16 protein-coding genes and 1 CRISPR repeat array are annotated in these 17454 nt (G+C 41.4%); of the genes, 11 read left to right on the plus strand and 5 right to left on the minus strand.

Annotated features, from left to right (window positions below):
- Window positions 1-80: 80 nt before the first annotated feature.
- The gene (locus tag ACN6NB_RS03985) at window positions 81-2678 is read left to right on the plus strand and encodes a YfhO family protein (RefSeq protein ID WP_106025897.1); all 2598 of its coding nucleotides are present in this window, start codon (window positions 81-83) and stop codon (window positions 2676-2678) included.
- A 62-nt stretch (window positions 2679-2740) separates the two neighbouring features.
- On the opposite strand, the gene ACN6NB_RS03990 is transcribed toward ACN6NB_RS03985, so the two are convergent.
- From ACN6NB_RS03990 to ACN6NB_RS04000, 3 genes are all read right to left on the minus strand, one after another.
- A complete protein-coding gene (locus ACN6NB_RS03990) occupies window positions 2741-3160 on the minus strand; it encodes a regulatory YrvL family protein (RefSeq protein ID WP_106025898.1) in 420 nt (139 codons plus the stop codon).
- Window positions 3161-3229: 69 nt separating this feature from the next.
- Entirely contained in the window at window positions 3230-4393 is a 1164-nt protein-coding gene (locus ACN6NB_RS03995; RefSeq protein WP_061110592.1) for an oxalate decarboxylase family bicupin, read from the minus strand.
- 95 nt (window positions 4394-4488) lie between these two features.
- The gene (locus ACN6NB_RS04000; protein ID WP_073204399.1) at window positions 4489-4653 is read right to left on the minus strand and encodes a YvrJ family protein; all 165 of its coding nucleotides are present in this window, start codon (window positions 4651-4653) and stop codon (window positions 4489-4491) included.
- 166 nt (window positions 4654-4819) lie between these two features.
- Here ACN6NB_RS04000 and ACN6NB_RS04005 point away from each other — a divergent pair, with 166 nt between their 5' ends.
- The 9 genes from ACN6NB_RS04005 to cmr6 all read left to right on the plus strand — a co-directional run bounded on the left by ACN6NB_RS04005 (window position 4820) and on the right by cmr6 (window position 14312).
- Entirely contained in the window at window positions 4820-5422 is a 603-nt protein-coding gene (locus ACN6NB_RS04005; RefSeq protein WP_024425214.1) for a sigma-70 family RNA polymerase sigma factor, read from the plus strand.
- Window positions 5370-5591: a sigma-O factor regulator RsoA gene (gene rsoA, locus ACN6NB_RS04010; protein WP_039177285.1), complete on the plus strand. Its 222-nt coding sequence runs from the start codon at window positions 5370-5372 to the stop codon at window positions 5589-5591. Before ACN6NB_RS04005 ends, rsoA begins: the two co-directional genes overlap by 53 nt.
- An 866-nt stretch (window positions 5592-6457) precedes the next feature.
- Window positions 6458-6822: direct repeats of the CRISPR family, unit length 34 nt; unit sequence GTCGCACTCTACATGAGTGCGTGGATTGAAATTT.
- Between the two features lie 303 nt (window positions 6823-7125).
- Window positions 7126-7968: a DUF6602 domain-containing protein gene (locus ACN6NB_RS04015; protein ID WP_106025899.1), complete on the plus strand. Its 843-nt coding sequence runs from the start codon at window positions 7126-7128 to the stop codon at window positions 7966-7968.
- A 57-nt stretch (window positions 7969-8025) separates the two neighbouring features.
- Window positions 8026-9291: a type III-B CRISPR module RAMP protein Cmr1 gene (gene cmr1 / locus ACN6NB_RS04020; protein ID WP_474253243.1), complete on the plus strand. Its 1266-nt coding sequence runs from the start codon at window positions 8026-8028 to the stop codon at window positions 9289-9291.
- Entirely contained in the window at window positions 9261-11066 is a 1806-nt protein-coding gene (cas10, locus tag ACN6NB_RS04025) for a type III-B CRISPR-associated protein Cas10/Cmr2 (RefSeq protein WP_106025901.1), read from the plus strand. Before cmr1 ends, cas10 begins: the two co-directional genes overlap by 31 nt.
- Window positions 11059-12291 (plus strand): type III-B CRISPR module-associated protein Cmr3, encoded by a 1233-nt coding sequence (gene cmr3 / locus ACN6NB_RS04030; protein WP_106025902.1) that lies wholly within the window; start codon window positions 11059-11061, stop codon window positions 12289-12291. The genes cas10 and cmr3 overlap by 8 nt, the downstream gene beginning before the upstream one ends.
- 13 nt (window positions 12292-12304) lie before the next feature.
- Window positions 12305-13174: a type III-B CRISPR module RAMP protein Cmr4 gene (gene cmr4 / locus ACN6NB_RS04035; RefSeq protein WP_106025903.1), complete on the plus strand. Its 870-nt coding sequence runs from the start codon at window positions 12305-12307 to the stop codon at window positions 13172-13174.
- Window positions 13171-13539: a type III-B CRISPR module-associated protein Cmr5 gene (gene cmr5 / locus ACN6NB_RS04040; protein ID WP_106025904.1), complete on the plus strand. Its 369-nt coding sequence runs from the start codon at window positions 13171-13173 to the stop codon at window positions 13537-13539. The genes cmr4 and cmr5 overlap by 4 nt, the downstream gene beginning before the upstream one ends.
- Entirely contained in the window at window positions 13536-14312 is a 777-nt protein-coding gene (gene cmr6, locus ACN6NB_RS04045; RefSeq protein ID WP_254968750.1) for a type III-B CRISPR module RAMP protein Cmr6, read from the plus strand. The genes cmr5 and cmr6 overlap by 4 nt, the downstream gene beginning before the upstream one ends.
- Window positions 14313-14890: 578 nt before the next feature.
- Here cmr6 and ACN6NB_RS04050 read toward each other — a convergent pair.
- Entirely contained in the window at window positions 14891-15871 is a 981-nt protein-coding gene (locus ACN6NB_RS04050; protein ID WP_034623275.1) for a metal-dependent hydrolase, read from the minus strand.
- Between the two features lie 191 nt (window positions 15872-16062).
- Here ACN6NB_RS04050 and mutY point away from each other — a divergent pair, with 191 nt between their 5' ends.
- Window positions 16063-17163, plus strand: coding sequence for an A/G-specific adenine glycosylase (gene mutY, locus ACN6NB_RS04055; protein ID WP_106025906.1), 1101 nt, complete (start codon window positions 16063-16065; stop codon window positions 17161-17163).
- Here the strand turns inward: mutY and ACN6NB_RS04060 are convergent.
- Window positions 17150-17374 (minus strand): hypothetical protein, encoded by a 225-nt coding sequence (locus tag ACN6NB_RS04060; protein WP_003217808.1) that lies wholly within the window; start codon window positions 17372-17374, stop codon window positions 17150-17152. The two genes, mutY and ACN6NB_RS04060, sit on opposite strands and share 14 nt — an antisense overlap.
- Between the last annotated feature and the right edge of the window lie 80 nt (window positions 17375-17454).

The raw sequence follows: 17454 nt of genomic DNA on the forward strand, positions 1-17454 counted from the left end.
TCAAATAACCGGCAAGCACGAATCGCTTGCTGGGTTGTTTTGTTTCAAAGAACAGTGGATCTTTTGTGGAAAGGATTTAGATGATGAAACGTAGATGGATAATCATAGGGACGTGCCTCATTCTCGCTTTATTAGGCCACTCTTTTTTCTTATATGAATATACGCAAGGGCGGTACATGACAGGAGATGGAGACGGGATCTCACAAATGCTCCCTTTTAAAAAGCTGCTTTACGATGAATACGTCAAAGGGAACTTCTTTTATTCCTATCAATTCGGTCTAGGCGGCGGTACATATACGCAATTAGGTTATTATTTCACAACGTCGACTGTCTTTATGGTCACAGTTGCTGTCGTCTGGCTGATGAATGCGCTTCATCTCATCCAGTCAACGGACATTCATTTCTGGGCAAATGCCGTCATTTGGCTGAGTGTGATGAAGCTGACGCTTATTCTGTTCATCGCTTACCGTGTGCTTCTTTCAATGGTTCAGCATAGGCTGAGCGCATTAACAGGAGCCGCAATTTACGGATTGTCTATTGTGTATTTTCGGCATCAAACATTTTGGGAGTTTTTCACTGACAGTATGATGTGGCTCCCGCTGCTTGTGCTTGGGGTTGAACGGATTTTCAAAACAGGTAAGCCCGCTTGGTTTATTGCGAGTTGCAGCCTGATGCTCATCAACAATTTTTACTTTGCTTATATTCATTTTATCTTTTTAGCGATCTATCTTGTCTTCAGGTATATCATCAAGCTACGAAGTGAGGAGCAGGGGTGGAAGGTGTTCTGGACGCTGGCGATTTCTACGCTGTTATCCTTTGGTATCAGTGCTGCCTTTTTTGTTCCGTCTGTCTATGGTTTTCTTAATAATATAAGACCACCGTATGAACAGGCCATTCCTTGGTTCGAGCTGCATGATCATCTGCTGTTTACAAGCAGGGTGTATTTATTACCTGTGATCTTTCTCATTTGTATGTTCCTCGTTCCGCTTTACCGGAACAGGTGGTTTTTCATGTTTACATCGATCAGCGTTCTGCTCATTGTTTTTCATTACAGTCCAAAGATGGCGAGCGTGTTTAATGGTTTTTCAGCACCGCAGTACAGGTTTGAATACATTCTTGCCTTTACAGTTGGAGCGGTCGTAGCCATTACCATCAAGCATTTCTCGCAAATCGAGTGGAAGTGGAAAAAGCGTGCGGTCTTAGGCGCTTGGATCGTGTTTCTTCTCGCAGTCGCCCTTTCAGAACGAGCAAAGGGAAATATGGATGTTGTTGTATTTACAGGCATAGGGCTGCTTGTGATCAGCTTGTTTTTCCTTGTGATTCATGCGGAAAAACGCCAGCACCTTCGTCTCTTTTCAGCTGTGCTCATCGTTGTCAGCTTACTGACAGCAGGCGTGTATCAGCAGGGCTACTTATCTGAAAGAAGCAATATTAAGAGCGTATCAGATACGTATCTGAATAGTGAGGCATATGCTGGACATGAGCAAATGAAGCTCATTCAGCAAATTCAAAGCCGCTCTTCAAAAGATTCGCTTGCCCGGATTGATTGGATGAATGGCGTGCGCAACAATACCCCGTTATTTGAAGGCTTTCAAGGCATGAGTGCGTATTCAAGTATATTGAATCAGCATTTGCTCAATTTCTACTGGAATGACCTGCAAATCGATATGGGACGTGAAAGTGTCAGCCGTTATGCAACAATGGGGGACAGGGTGAATTTATACAGCCTGACCTACGGAAAGTATTATATGAGAGACAATACGATGCCTTACTCACCGCCAGCTTATTTTAAGCCAATATCGGAAAGCGAGCATTATAAAGTGTATGAAAATACACGGCCGCTGCCATTTGCAAGAACAACAAGCACGATTTATTCAGAAGAATCCTTAAAGAATGCCTCAGCACTTGATAGGGAGCATGCAATGCTTCAAGGTGTGATTTTAGACAAAAAAGGAAACGCTGAAATTGAGCGCACGCCAAATCGAGTCAAGGATACAAACATTCATACCGAACAAGCTATATACGAACATGGTGTGCTTGATGTATACGGAGAAACAGGCGGCCTGAATATCACGCTGCCAGATGATATGGCTCGCGCTGGAGATGTGTATGTGAGCTTTTATGTGAAGCGGACAGACCGGAACGAAGGATTTCAGTTATCCGTTGACAACTACGTCACCTCACGAAAAAGCAATACATCCATCTACAAAACAGGCGTCAATGAAGTGACGATTCGAGTCCCTGCGGAAAAAATTCTTTCCATTCGAGTACCAAAAGGGACGTATGAACTCGATCAACTGAAGCTGTACCAAGAGCCTTACCGCATCCTAGAAAAAGCATATGAAAAAGAAAAACGGGATGATAATGGCAGCCAGCAAGTAAAGCTCGAAAACAACCGCTTTACGATTTCATATGATAACAAGCGCGGCGATGATTATATGATCTTGCCAGTACCGTATGAAAAAGGCTGGGAGCTCACGGTAAACGGAAAGCAGACCGATATTGAACAAGCCAATTACGCCTTTATCGGTTTTCCAATAGAAAAAGGCAAAAACGAGATTGTGCTAACCTACTATCCGCCATATATCAGAATTCTCGCGTTGATTTCACTCGTCAGTTTGATCGGTGCGATCCTATATGCACGGAGAAAACACAAGAAACACCACTTTTCATCATAAGTGGTGTTTTTTATCTTCCAAGGGCTGATCGAGCACGATATCCATCATATGAAGCAAAATCACTAAGCTTCTTTCTCAAAAGAAAACGTCGCATAATCAAACAAAAAATGAAACAGCCAAAGGCTTAGAGCAAAGAGGATTTCCTCAGAAGTAGACAGTAAAATGCCGCCTACCAATTCATCTGATAAATAGACAGCCCCCCAAATAAACAAGAGATGAATTGAAATGGCATAGAAAACGACGGAGCGTTTTTTGGAACGGCACTTTTTAACAACCCTCATGAGCACATGCTCCACATGTTCAAAGGATATCCCAAGTACCACATAGATGCCCATAAATAAAAGCATCGATAAAATTGATTGATAAAAAGCCCCCGTTAAATGAAAGAACAGCACACAAAACAACAAAAATATGTAACAGACAGCCGACGCCGCCATGAGCCATTTCAGCCCTTGCCATAAAGCGTGAACAGATTGCTGCATAGGTGAACAAACACTCCTTTACATGAAGATACCTGCAAAAAGGACAGCCTTTTTGCAGGAAGTTATATGTTAATCCTCTTTTTTAGGTGCAGCGATCACAGGATGTTTTTCAGTATCAAGCAGTTTTAAGAAATCTTCACCTTGATCTAAATGATCAAGAACAAGCTGTTTCGGTGTGACCGCAAGCCACTGATTAAGTGAGATATCTGCATAATGATCGCTCTTAAAGATTTCTAAGAAATAAAGCGGTTCGTCGCCTGTATTTTCTACATAATGCCCCATCGCAAATGGGACATATCCAACGTCTCCCGCCTGATAGTTGAAGGTTCTCGCATGTCCATCAGAAGCGAATACCGTCATTCGTGCTTTTCCAGAAATGAAATATTGCCATTCATCCGTATTTGGATGCCAATGCAGCTCGCGAATGGCACCTGGATCAACTTTCACAAGAGCGGATGCAATCGTTTTAGACGCTTTGAAATTGGTAGAGTCCGCAATCCACACTTGTCCGCCACTTGACGTAATCGGCTCCTGTTTTAACAGCTCATATTTAAAGGAATTCGGGACTTCTCCTTGCTCTGTTTTCACCTTGTCACATTCAAGGGAACCAGGAATTCCTTTTTGGAAAATATATTTTTCTTTCTCTGGCAGCTTGTCAAACTGCTCTTTTGTCATACCGAAGTTCTTAAGCACGACTTCCTCTGGCGTATGGGCAAGCCAATCGGTTACTTGGAACGTACTATTTTCTGAGAATGACCCATCATCAAACACAAGCAAGAATTCAGCTCCCGGTTCAAGTGCTTGGATAGAGTGCGGCAGGCCAGAAGGGAAGTACCACAAATCACCCTCAGTCACATCCTCTGTAAAATTGCGCCCCTCTGCATCAACCGATGTAATCCGGGCTTCCCCATAAATCATGTATGCCCATTCCGCTTCCTTATGCCAGTGCAGCTCACGAATCGCACCAGGCTTTAGCCGCATATTAACAGATGCAAGACTTTTAGAGATCGGCAGTTCGCGGACTGTTACCTCGCGAGCGTAGCCGCCTTTTTCTAAACGATTGTGTGTATCAGAGAAAGAATATTTCAGATTGGAGACCGTTCCATGATCGGTTTCTGGCGGCGTGAGCATATCTGGATTTTGTCTGTCCCGCTCGAGATTACGTGGAATTTTGACCGTTGCTCCTTTTTCTCCTCGAATCGGCTGTGGTATTCCATTTGGCTTTTCACTCATGATAAAATCCCCTTTCAACATCGTATTGTGTGAGGTGACTAAAAGGCCTTTCATTTCGCCCTCGTTTTCATAAGGTGAAACGAATCAAGCAGATGTCAATCTGATTCATCATTTTTTTGAGCAGCGACTAATCGTTGGATGAGCTTGCTTAATTCATCAAACTTTCGTTCAAAGCGTGTCAGCAAGTAAACCGTCAAAATGGCAGGGAAGCCAGCCTGACCGAGCTGCTTCAACCATTCCTCTGAAAAAAAGGTCTCCATTTGTCTCACCTCCCAGCGGATACTCGTCTTCTATATAAGTGGTATGAAAGAAGAAAAAGGAAAGCAGAGGGGGAGAAAATGAATCATTAGACCCGTTTCACGAAGTTTACTTTTTTTAACTTTTGTCCACTTAATGCTAGTAGAGGGAACAAAGGGGAGGATGCACATGGATTATCGGCTGTTATTGAAAGCAAAATGGAAGGAAATCATTGATCACCCGCTCATTCAGCAGTTTTTAAGCAACCCGAAAAACGAGCAGCTGCTCCGGCAAGTCATGGAAGAGCCAAACGAGGAAAATGCCAAAAAACTAGATTCCGAGTTCAAACAGTTCTATCAGAAAATCCGCATCATCAAGTATATCTCCACAATGATACGCATCTTTTCAGTCGACTTTGACAAACGAGTAAAAAAGAAGCAGCAGCGTTTTCCGCTCATACTCGATCATCCTGATACGCAAGAAGTGAAAGACCCTGTTCAAACAGATACGTATGAAGCCGTGCTCTTCAACCAGCAAGACTTAGGGGAGCACTTGCAAGATCAAACATTGTACAAGGCCTACCAGCAGCTCACAGACAAACAAAAAATGGTCTTAACCCAAATCTATGTCGAAGGCCAAACGATGAAAGAAATAGCCGATCAGTTAGGAGAAACAAGACAAAACATCTCAAACATTCACAAAAAAGCGCTCAACAAACTAAAAGAAGAAACAGGGGGAGATGTCCGTGCACGAAGACAAAATGACCAATGGAGAAATGGAAGAACTCATTGAAACCTTCACACCCATGATCAAAAAGAAACTACAAAACACGGCATATCAAGAAAGAGAAGACCTCGAACAAGAACTCTATATCAAACTCATCGAAAAAGTAGACCGGCTGATTTACCAAGAAGGACCTGGCTTTTGGGAGTTTATTGTGGAATATATGACGAAGTTGTAAGAGAGGCTCTTGGTGCGAATGTGAGGTGAACATAAAATCCCCGGGACATTCGCACCTTTTTATTCGACAAAAATGAGAAAAAATGTATATTTTATAAAGGTGAAAACAAAATTCTTTATTGAAAGTTGTGGATTTTGCCTATCATTTCCTAAAAAATGTTACAATTAGGGCAGAAATCGCAGTCGCACTCTATATGAGTGCGTGGATTGAAATGAGCTTACGTATCCGCCGATCGCCTTATTGAGCTGTCGCACTCTACATGAGTGCGTGGATTGAAATGACACCGAACAAGCATTCTGTTAAAATGTTTTTGGTCGCACTCTACATGAGTGTGTGGATTGAAATATGTATCCAGAAATCATCGACTTTCTAATTTGTGTCGCACTCTACATGAGTGCGTGGATTGAAATATCATGGCGCTTATCAGTCGCTCATAGCATAGCCAGTCGCACTCTGCATGAGTGCTTAGCTATTCTTGATTTTAATAAGAGAAAAAAAGCATTTATGTTTGATCGAAAATTATTAGTTGAGTAACTACACTGATTAAAGTTTACTTTTCTTCAAAGATTGGGAGAAGAGTAGTCATTTTAGTTAATAAAGAAAAATGAAGACAATAAAATTAATTAGAATAGCTCTCCTCGGATATGTTAGAAGAACATTAAATCAAGATTAATGAATTAAAAACTCGGTGCGAATGTGAGGTGAACATAAAATCCCTGGGGCACCTGGGGCATTCGCACCTTTTCATTCGATAAAAATGAGAAAAAATGTATATTTTTTAGAGGTGAAAACAAAATTCCATATAGAAAATTGAGGGTTTTGGCTATGATTCCCTAAAAACTGTTATAATTAGGGCGGAAATCGCAGTCGCACTCTATATGAGTGCGTGGATTGAAATAATTTCTAAGAATGTATCAGCGCTTATAACGAAGTCGCACTCTACATGAGTGCGTGGATTGAAATTTCTCTGGCACTGTAATCGGTGTGACCTTTTTTCGTGTCGCACTCTACATGAGTGCGTGGATTGAAATTTTTTCGGCAATATGCTCTTTAATTTGATCACTTGTCGCACTCTATATGAGTGCGTGGATTGAAATATGCGTGTCAAAATGTGGACTGTCCTTGGTTATGGTCGCACTCTATATGAGTGCGTGGATTGAAATATGCTGTTTCCAAAGTCAATATTCATACGAGAAAGTCGCACTCTACAAGAGTGCGTGGATTGAAATACCCATGCAAAGCTTTTAATCAATCCCAGGGAAGTCGCACTCTACAAGAGTGCGCGATTTTAAATGATTGTCTCTTAAACGGGTATGGCCACCTCAAATCCATCTTCTTACAATCTCCTCTTTCAAATAGCTATCAAATATACTGTTCATTTGTATAGTGAAAACATGACTCATTGCAGTCATGTTTTTTTCTTCTTCTTTTTCCTAAATAAACCTTAAAAAATCTCAAAATAAGTCGAAATGAAAAGTAGTCATTTAGATTCAAATTTTATCCATTCGTAATGAATGGTGAAGGAGGAATTGGTTTGGGTGAAACGGAGCGAACCGGTAAAGTTGAGCAGCTGATCTTAGAGAATTATCAAAGATTAAACAGCATGATATCAGAAGAAGTGGACTTTGCTTCTAACCATGGAGGGCTGACAGGAGATTCTAGAGAAGTGATGTGGATGGAGTTTTTTCGGAAAATCATTCCTAAAAAATATTCATTAGCACAAGGTGTCATCATTATCGACTCAGATGGAAATCATTCTAACGAAGTCGATATTGCCGTTTTTGATGAGCAGTATACGCCGTATGTGTTCCAACACAATTCGTTGAAGTTTATACCGATTGAGGCGGTTGCGGTTGCTATAGAATGTAAAAGTTCTAATTTGAAAGGAAAAGGTTTAGAAGAATGGTCTGAAAAAATAAAACGGCTAACACCAAAAACAACAGGAATTGCTAGAATGGCTACAGGTTACTTTACAAGTGAAAGTAACACACAAAAGAGGACGCGTCCTTTACTCATTTTAGCAAGTAACTTTAAAAGAGAAGAGGACCAAACAATTTCAAATAAAGCAGCTGAATTAGCGGCGTCTTTTGATTTTATGCTCATGAAAAAAAGCAATGAATTTCAATTAAAAGTACCTAATGAACATGAACATCTAAGATGGTGGTCAAACGAATTAAATTGTTTCAAACAAGAAAAACGATCTAAGGAAGAAGAAAAATTTCTAGATGAAAACAAACTCAGCGATTTACGTATTGATGGATACGATCTGTTGACACTAAATTTCCAATTAAATCAATTGCTGATGCTCATCAACAATCCCATGTTTTTCCCTCACTATGCATATGCCAAGCTGTTTCAGAAACAGATAACAAAGTGAAGAAAGGAGAGCGACATGACAAGGGAATCTAGTAAACCCAAAACCAATTGGCATGATGTGAAACATGCGATTGACACGAAAATCCATGAAGACCAAAGACTTTTTAAAGAGCCGCTTACTATTCATTTGGTTACGCCAATGTTTGGGGGAGGGCCCCAATCAAACTCAATTGATCAAGACAGACCGATTCGAGAAAGTGCGATTCGTGGACATCTTCGTTTCTGGTGGCGTGCAACTCGAGGAGCTGTTTGCAAGAATGCAAATGAATTATCTAAACGAGAAGCAGAGATATTTGGTCATACAGAACAAGCGAGCCAGATTCAAGTGGTAACCCATTATGAAAAAGACGAAGTGAAAAGAAATTCAAAAGTATTTTTTAAAAAGAAAAATCATCCTTTTCCACGGTATGTTCTTTCAAATATGAAAGATGAAACACCATACCTCATAAAGGCGCAATTTTCTTTAAATATCCGGTTATCTAAAAAAACAACCCAATATGAGTTAATCAAAAAAGAAGTTGAAGCTGCCTTGTGGGCTTGGATCAACTTCGGTGGACTTGGGTCAAGAACGAGACGTGGGTGTGGTAGTTTATATTGCAAGCAATTTTCACCTTACAACAAGAGGACAAAAAGCCAATTGGAAAAATGGTTTGAGCAAAAGCTTTTAGAATATGACATTCAATTGCCAGCATCAAAACGAGAATGGCCGACGCTTAGTCGAGAATTCAAAGTACAGGCATTTCCATCATCTATGATCTCAAGTTGGCAGTCTGTCATTCAGACATATGAAACATTTCGAAGAAGATCTAACCCGGACAAAAAAAGGGGAAGAAGTTGCTGGCCGGAAGCAGATACTATTCGTCTGTTAACAGGTAAGGCTAAATCAGGTCATCACATCCCTTATCCAAAAGAGAAACCATTTAAATATCAAGCATTTCCTAGAGCTCAATTTGGTTTGCCTATTCAGTTCCGATTTGCTCCTAAAGATAGTGGGAAAGATCCAGATCCTGTAACGCTCCTACCTAAAGGAAAGGATCGTTTGGCTTCACCACTGATCTTAAAACCGTTAGCAATTAATCAAAATGAATCAGTGGGCATGGTGATAGTGTTGCAGCAACCAAAGATCGAAGCTTTATCGCTTTTAGGGTACGGAAAGCCTTTGCCCAATGTGACAGATGAACAAAGTATCTACCCAACAGCCACCTACTCAAACAACCCATTACAAGACGAGAGTGGCCGGACGCACTCATCGGCGATTCAAGCCTTTTTACATAGCAAGGAGGTGCAAACATTTTGTCAGAAGAATCACAAAAACAAACATTAATGCTATTTTCTGTAGGGCCTGTTCAAGAATTCATTGCGCAAGCAAGGCGGACGCGTGATTTATGGTTTGGCTCTTTTCTTCTATCTGAATTAAGTAAAGCAGGTGCGAAGAAATTTCAGGAACTGGGTGGAACGCTTATTTTCCCTGTGTTCAACGAATCCTCTGCAGAATCAAACAACGCACCAAATAAAATACTGGGGGAAATCTCACACGAACAGCCTTCATCCGTTGCAAGACAAGTAAAAAAAGCAATATATAATAAATGGAAGGAATACGCAGACTTTGTAAGAGGGAAAGTTGATCCTTATATTCAAAAAGGCACATGGAATCGACAAGTGGATGATTTATTGGAATTTTATGCTGTGTGGACTGAGATGCAAACTCCAGAGGAAGCGGCAAATGCGTCCGCAAGTCCATATCATATGGCTCTTCAAGAAGTCGAAGGTTTAATGGCGGCACGGAAGACGTTAAGAGATTTTAAACAAAATGAACCAGGGGCGTTATTCGGTGAACCAAAATCATCACTTGACGGTGGACGAGAGTCTGTTTTCCAAAAAACACCACAGCAAGTGGCGCAACTAGCGAAATGGGGAATTGGTGAACATGAATCATTAGATGCGATTTCAGTGATCAAACGATTGTCCTTACATAAGCATCCGAGCAAGACATTTCCATCTGTCTGCGATAAAGCTTTTGCTCCCTATCAAAACATGTTGAAACAAAATGAACAGATGAAGCAAGCAGCCATACAATATGTGAAAGATGTAGAAACATATCTTGAGAATATGAATCTGACAGTAGCTCCTCTTGATTTGAGTGAGGCATCGCTTTTTTATGAAAGAAGAATAGAAGATTATCTTGAACAATGTGGACTTGTCGGAATAGCACGAACAGAAGCGAAAAATGACATCACACAGCTGCTCGAAAAATATTTCAAAGGTGAATACAGCAAGCATAACGGCCAGCCGATCAAACCACCAACACCTTCACCTTACTATGCCTTTCTCATGGCGGATGGAGATAAGATGGGCAGCCAACTGCGAAATATACAGCATGTAGAAAGCCATATTGCATTTTCTAAAACGCTCTCAACTTTTGCTTCAAAGGCTCGTGGGATTATTTCCAAATGTGAAGGTACATTGATCTATGGCGGTGGAGATGATGTCATGGCTTATGTACCGGTGCACCAATGCTTAGAAGCAGCTGGGAAATTGCAAAGAGAATTTGTTTCAACGATGAAGGCTCATCAACATAGTGAAATACCTCCTTCGATTTCAATTGGAATCGCCATCGTCCATATGCTTGAGCCTCTCGAAGAAGTAAGAAGCATGGCACGTCAGGCTGAACAATATGCGAAACAAGAGCGGAATTCATTAGCGATTCATTTCCAAAAGCGAGGCGGAGGAGACACAATGAATATCTCAGTCTCATTTCAAATAGATCCAGTGGCCTCTATCCAAGAGATGACGACGTGGTTAAAACAGTCTTATTTCACGAATGGCTTTGCATATGGCTTACGAGAGTTGTATCAAACATACGAACAGTCTTCTTTTAGAAAACAGCCGGAAATTTTAGATGAACTCATTCCACTAGAGATAAGACGTCTTGCATTCAAAAAGAAAACGGAAGCAAAAACAGAGCAAGAAACGAAAGAGTGGATCGATCAATTGATTGCGAAGTATATACCGAAGAAGAATACATTAGAAGAATTACATACAATCGCTGAATGTATGATCATTGCTCTTCAACTAGAGGAGGTAAGTGGACATGCCTGAAAGATGGTTTCACATTCAACCGCTTGATCCGCTGCTTATTCGTGATGCACGCCCATTTCAAAGTGTACCGGGTATACGGGCGCGTTCACTAAACGATGTTCCGCCAAGTGTGGTCGCAGGAACACTTCGTACAGCTTTAGCGAAGAAACGACAGTCAATCAAACACACGACGCCACTTTCTTATTATGCAAAATCTCTTGTGCGAGGTCCTTTATATCGTTGGCATGATCATTTATATGTGCCAATGCCTCATGACCTTGAGTTATTTGATGATGAGTATGGCATGTATCAAGTGAGACCAAAGCCAATGATGTCGGAAGGACAGGGCTTTTTTGGTACAGGAAAAACAGGCCGTTTTAGTGAGACATTATGGCCACCAATTGGAGCCGGTGCTCGTAAAAAATTGAAATCGCCGCCTGCTTTTGTATCACTAAAGTGGATGGTGAACTGGCTGACAGACGCAGTGGATGAGAGTCAGGTGAAGGAAGCCTTGACTGAATACCAACACATGCAGAAGGAAAATCATTCGTTCAAAAATGATGCACCACCTGCATTTATTCCAGCATTACAGCGTCAGGAACGGACACAAATTGAGGTGGAAACTGGCAGTAAAAAGGCAAAAGATCAGCATCTATTTTCAACAGAATCGCTCTTATTCCCAGATGACTTTAAACTGGAGGCAGGAATAGAGTTATCTACTGAAGAGTCAGAAGCATTAAAGCCTTTCTCAAGTCTTCACCCAATCGGTGGTGAAAGGCGGCTGGCTCATATAGAAGACCGGCCACATGTATACCAACAAGATTGGACATGCCCAGATATGATTAAAGAATCGCTTAAGAACAAGCCGTATGTTCGCATGATATTGGCGACACCTGCTTATTTCAGTAAAGGATGGCAGCCCGGATGGCTGGATGAACAGCTCATGTCAAAACCACTATTTGATACAAATGTACGACTGAAATTGGTTTGGGCATCTGTTCCACATTGGCAGCCTATCTCTGGATGGAGCTTAGCAAATAAAGACAAAGGGCGTGAAAAAGCAATACGCCGCTTAGTCCCCGCGGGTAGCGTTTACTTCTTTACAGTAGAAGAAGGAGATCCAGCAGAACTGGCCGAAAAAATGTGGCTTCAATCAGTGTCCGATCGTAACCGACGCAAAGAAGCGTTTGATCGTGAAGATGGCTGCGGGTTAGCACTTTGGGGAACATGGAAACCGAATAAATAAGAGGAGTGAGATGATGGAAGCAAGCCGTTGGTTTTGGATACATTGTTTATCCCCCCTTCATATTGGAGCGGGTGAAGGAGTTGGCGTGATTGATATGCCCATTCAACGAGAAAAAGTAACAGAATGGCCGATTATACCTGGAAGCAGTATCAAAGGCGTGCAGCGTGAACATTATCGCGCGAAAGGACAAGATACATTCGTACAAAAAGTATTTGGTACACAAGGAGATCAAGATGGAAGCGCAGGAGCAGTCGTCATGACAGATGGCCGGTTATTTTCATTCCCGGTGGCGAGTAGATACGGTACATTTGGATATGTGGCAAGTCCACTCATATTGAAAAGATTAGCCCGCGATGCAAAAGCATTAGGCGTATCGCTGGATATCCCTGATCTCATCGAAGAATCAAGCACGCTAGTCACCATGAATTCTAAATTAGTAGAGAATGACGAATTATATCTAGGTGAATTTCAAGGGGCTGCGAAAAAATCTCAACAACTAACCGATTTTGCTGAACAGATGGCCAAACTTTTATTCGAAGATAAACAATCACAAACTCTTTGGATAGAACGATTTGTGATTGTAAGTGATGACGTTTTTCAATACATTGTCACCATGAATTCTGAAGTGACACCTCGTATTAGAATTGATCATGAAACCCAAATAGTTAGTAAAGGAGCTCTCTGGTATGAAGAGTATGTACCAGCAGAAGCCATATTTTATGGGCTCATGTGGTGTGATCGTGTCGATGGAAGCAATGATTTATCTGTTAGACATCAACTTTTAAATCAACTAGAAAAGCAGATGTATCTTCAATTAGGTGGAAACACAAACGTAGGTAAAGGAAGAGTATCCTGGCGTATGACAGGAGGGGAGAGATCATGAAACTCATTCAACATCATTATGCTGAAAAAGCGTATCAACATGTGATGAATGCTAAAACGAATGAGGAGAATTTCTCAAATCAATATGGACAACTCTGTCACAGATTCGCCTCAATGATCTTAACAAATGGATTAAGGCTCACCATTACATTTTTTGAAGCAAAATCAAAAAAAGGAAATGCTTATCAACAATTCGTTCAGGATATAAAAGAAACACTAGATATACAAGGAGATTGGTCAGCTTCTAATCAAAATTACTTAATCAAATCAAGACAAGCTTTAAGTGCATCTGTTTGGTTCAAAAGATATGCGGAATCTATTTTAAAGGTGGAACAAGGGGCGGAAAATGTGGAGGACATCCAATGAATCTGTCATTAACCTTAAACAAAAGCAAATGGGAGATTGGTGGTTCTACATTGTCGGACATCATAAATGACAGTGCGGAGAAGCAGTCATTTTATGAAAATGTGATTCGTCTACATCGAAAACAGTGGGGGGAAAATCGCTTTTTGTATGAAAGATTTGTGGAGCAATATTATACCGATATGAACCCCACATGCCTAGTCAAGTCCATATCGCCGTTAGTCATTGGACATGGAGGAGAGGGTGTACTTGAAACGGGATTGTTATTACACCCGATATACGGCATTCCTTATTTACCAGGAACAGCTTTAAAAGGCGTAGCCTCTCATTATGCCCATTCTGTATTAGGTGAAAACTTTGAAGAACTAAAACAAGGTGGTAGTGATTACAACACATTGTTTGGAACAAACGAACGTGCCGGAATCATCGAATTTCATGATGCGCTCATGATGCCAGAGACGGTAGGAGAAGCATTCAAAGTGGATGTGATGACACCACATCATTCAGACTACAACAGTGTCAAGCTAGATAAGATGAACAAAGGGGGAAGTGTTCCAGCCCCTCGAGACGATGACTCACCAACACCGATTCATTTCTTAACGGTGGTCAACGGCCGCTTTCAACTTCTATTGAAAACAAAAAAGAATCGACCAGAAGAAGCGGAATGGCTCGAGCTCGCCAAAACCATCTTACTAGGAGCTTTAGAACACGAAGGAATCGGTGCTAAAACAAATGCAGGCTATGGAAGACTTAAAATGGATGACGTCATTTCATAAGACTAAGTGCGAATGTGAGGTGAACATAAAATCCCTGGAACATTCGCACCGTTTCATTCGACAAAAATGAGAAAAAATGTATATTTTTTAGGGGTGAAAACAAAGTTCTATATAGAAACTTAAGGGTTTTGACGAGCATTTCCTGAAAAATGTTATAATTAGGGCGAAAATCGCAGTCGCACTCTACATGAGTGCGTGGATTGAAATATATGGATAGACCCATTCCCCTGTGTAATCGTCTAGTCGCACTCTATATGAGTGCGTGGATTGAAATCCAATCCACATCATATTAGCCCAAATTTGAGTTGTCGCACTCTATATGAGTGCGTGGATTGAAATACTTGTGGGAGTGAACCTTTTTATTTTGCATTCAGTCGCACTCTATATGAGTGCGTGGATTGAAATATATCTCCGGCAGCATCAAAAAATGAAAATCCTTGTCGCACTCTACATGAGTGAATAGATCTCACAGTTTCTTAAATTCAAGTACCTATCCAGTTCAAAATCTACACAAATGATTAATCAAAATAATGTACTTTTCCCCTAAATCCAAGCCTACACAACAAAAAAAGACTCGCTCACACAGAGCCGAGTCTTAATTTTTTTTGCAGTTTTTCTTCACTGAAAATCCAGCCGGTATAGGAATTTTTGATTTGGTGGTCCATGTCGATATGGCAGATCGCGACAAAAGGATAATGACCTTTGCTGCGGTAGCGTAAATCAATGAACCGCACCTCATAATGATCCTTGTATTTATCCACTTCCCACCGGTAGACAGGGGAGAAGGAGAGAAAGGCTGAAATATTTTCATCTTGTTTGGCAATTTTCATAATTTCAGTATCAGGGACCGGCACCCGGTTAAACGTGTCTAAAATGACAACCTCTCCATTCATGCTGCGCCCAACATGGAAAGAGGATTTACATTTCACGGCAATGCGCCATTGTCTGAACTTCATTGTAGGCGAAATAATAATCTCTTCAATTTCATCAAATCGTGCACGTAGCTGACGTTTAATCTGAAGCTGCATGATGACCCTGACGATATAGTAACAGAAAATCACGGCATACAGCGTAATAAACGTATAGCCGGGATGTCCGCCAATCGCCCAAACGACTATGGCGACAAGGTGTGTAAAAAAGATAAACGGATCAAACGTATTAATGATCCCTAGCGCTACCCACTTCTTCGAAAATGGACGAATGGCCTGCGTACCGTATGCGTTGAAAATATCAACAAACACATGAAGCACAACAGCTAATAGTGTCCATAACCAAAGGTGAAGTAAATTCGCCCCCGGCACAAATGGAAAAATCACAGCCGGAATCAGCAATGACCAAAACAGTACAGCCGGAATGGAATGTGTAAATCCTCGGTGATTTCTTATATAAACCGCATTATTTTTTAGTTTTAGCACAGTATCAATGTCTGGTGCTTGGGAGCCGGCGATGGTCGCGATCATCACGGCGTGTGCCATGTGTGGATCTGCGCTGACGGCTGGATCTAAAAGTGCAAGTCCCCCAAGAGAAATGCCCATTACTACATGAGTACCAGTGTCCAATTGATTACCTCCTAGTTGTCATGCTTAGGAACAATCATACAAAGTATACGTCTCCAATCAAGACTATGTGCAAAATCACTTTTGCTTTATCCCGATTTAATGTAACATGTTAACGTATCTACAAACAGTATACAACAAATAAGGTTCTATTCAGAACGTTAGCCCTCGGTCCAATGAGAAGGAGTATAGATATGAAAGACATTCAAGAAAAGCTGGACCGCAAAGATATTGCGGGCTTTCAGCATGATTTAATTGATTGGTATGAAAAAGAACAACGAACATTGCCATGGCGTGAAAATCAAGATCCATACCGCGTCTGGGTATCAGAAGTGATGCTTCAGCAAACGAGAGTGGATACGGTCATTCCGTATTTCAACCGGTTTATGGAGCAATTCCCTACGGTGAAGGATCTCGCTTTAGCTGATGAAGAAAAGGTCATGAAAGCATGGGAAGGTCTTGGCTACTACTCAAGAGTGCGTAATTTACAGGCAGCTGTGAAAGAAGTATATGAATCCTACGGGGGTGTTGTCCCTAATACGAAAGAGCAATTTTCAAAGCTCAAAGGTGTAGGCCCGTATACGAGCGGCGCAGTGCTGAGTATCGCCTATAACAAGCCGTATCCTGCGGTAGACGGCAACGTGATGAGGGTCATTTCTCGTATTTTGTCCGTATGGGATGATATTGCAAAACCAAAAACGAGAAATATTTTCGAATTTGCGGTCGATCAGCTCATTTCCCGGGAAAAGCCGTCAGAATTCAATCAAGGGCTGATGGAGCTTGGTGCGCTCATTTGCACTCCAACTTCCCCTGCCTGCCTCATTTGCCCTGTGAACATGCATTGTTCGGCACTCGAGGAAGGCGTTCAGCATGAGCTCCCAGTGAAAAGCAAAAAGAAAAAGCCGACTGCAAAATCAATGGCAGCAGCGGTGTTATTTGATGACGCAGGCAACCTATATATTCATAAGCGGCCAAGTACAGGCCTCCTTGCGAATTTATGGGAATTCCCTAACATGGAAACCATGAAGGGAAGAAAAACGGAAAAAGAGCAGCTGATTGATTTCTTAAAAGAGGAGGCGGGTGTACAAGCGGAGCTTGGTGATTTAGAAGGCACCATTCAGCATGTATTTACTCACCTCATCTGGAATATTTCTGTTTTCTTTGGACGAGTTACCTCTGTATCTGATGACATGATGCTGAAAAAAGTCACAACAGAAGAATTTGAGGCGTATGCTTTGCCAGTCTCACACCAAAAAATTTGGAAACTGGCACTTGAGCAGCCTAGTCGTATTTAACCGTTGTACCGTGGGTATAATCAGCTTCATTTCGGTGCAGACCCCCGCGGTCTTCGATTTCAGAAATGATTTCTCGATACTTAGATTGCCCTTCTTCGTTCAAATAAGGTAAAATTTGTTGGAAAGCATGATGAAAGTAAGCAAGCTCAGTATCTTTCCATTGATCCTTGGACATCATGCCAAGCTGGCTTAAATCGCGTCCGACATACATGAATGTAACCTCCTAATAGGAACTTTCCTATTAGTGTGAAGCGAATGAACGAAAACTATTCAAATCAGGAGATGAACCAT

It is taken from the genome of Bacillus sp. 11B20 (assembly GCF_056098985.1).

Bases quoted from the DNA above. Each gene is read 5' to 3' on its own strand.
- ACN6NB_RS03985 (WP_106025897.1), top strand. From the start codon at position 81: ATGATGAAACGTAGATGGATAATCATAGGGACGTGCCTCATTCTCGCT.
- ACN6NB_RS03990 (WP_106025898.1), bottom strand. From the start codon at position 3,160: ATGCAGCAATCTGTTCACGCTTTATGGCAAGGGCTGAAATGGCTCATG.
- ACN6NB_RS03995 (WP_061110592.1), bottom strand. From the start codon at position 4,393: ATGAGTGAAAAGCCAAATGGAATACCACAGCCGATTCGAGGAGAAAAA.
- ACN6NB_RS04000 (WP_073204399.1), bottom strand. From the start codon at position 4,653: ATGGAGACCTTTTTTTCAGAGGAATGGTTGAAGCAGCTCGGTCAGGCT.
- ACN6NB_RS04005 (WP_024425214.1), top strand. From the start codon at position 4,820: ATGGATTATCGGCTGTTATTGAAAGCAAAATGGAAGGAAATCATTGAT.
- rsoA (WP_039177285.1), top strand. From the start codon at position 5,370: ATGTCCGTGCACGAAGACAAAATGACCAATGGAGAAATGGAAGAACTC.
- cmr3 (WP_106025902.1), top strand. From the start codon at position 11,059: ATGCCTGAAAGATGGTTTCACATTCAACCGCTTGATCCGCTGCTTATT.
- cmr4 (WP_106025903.1), top strand. From the start codon at position 12,305: ATGGAAGCAAGCCGTTGGTTTTGGATACATTGTTTATCCCCCCTTCAT.
- cmr5 (WP_106025904.1), top strand. From the start codon at position 13,171: ATGAAACTCATTCAACATCATTATGCTGAAAAAGCGTATCAACATGTG.
- cmr6 (WP_254968750.1), top strand. From the start codon at position 13,536: ATGAATCTGTCATTAACCTTAAACAAAAGCAAATGGGAGATTGGTGGT.
- mutY (WP_106025906.1), top strand. From the start codon at position 16,063: ATGAAAGACATTCAAGAAAAGCTGGACCGCAAAGATATTGCGGGCTTT.
- ACN6NB_RS04060 (WP_003217808.1), bottom strand. From the start codon at position 17,374: ATGTATGTCGGACGCGATTTAAGCCAGCTTGGCATGATGTCCAAGGAT.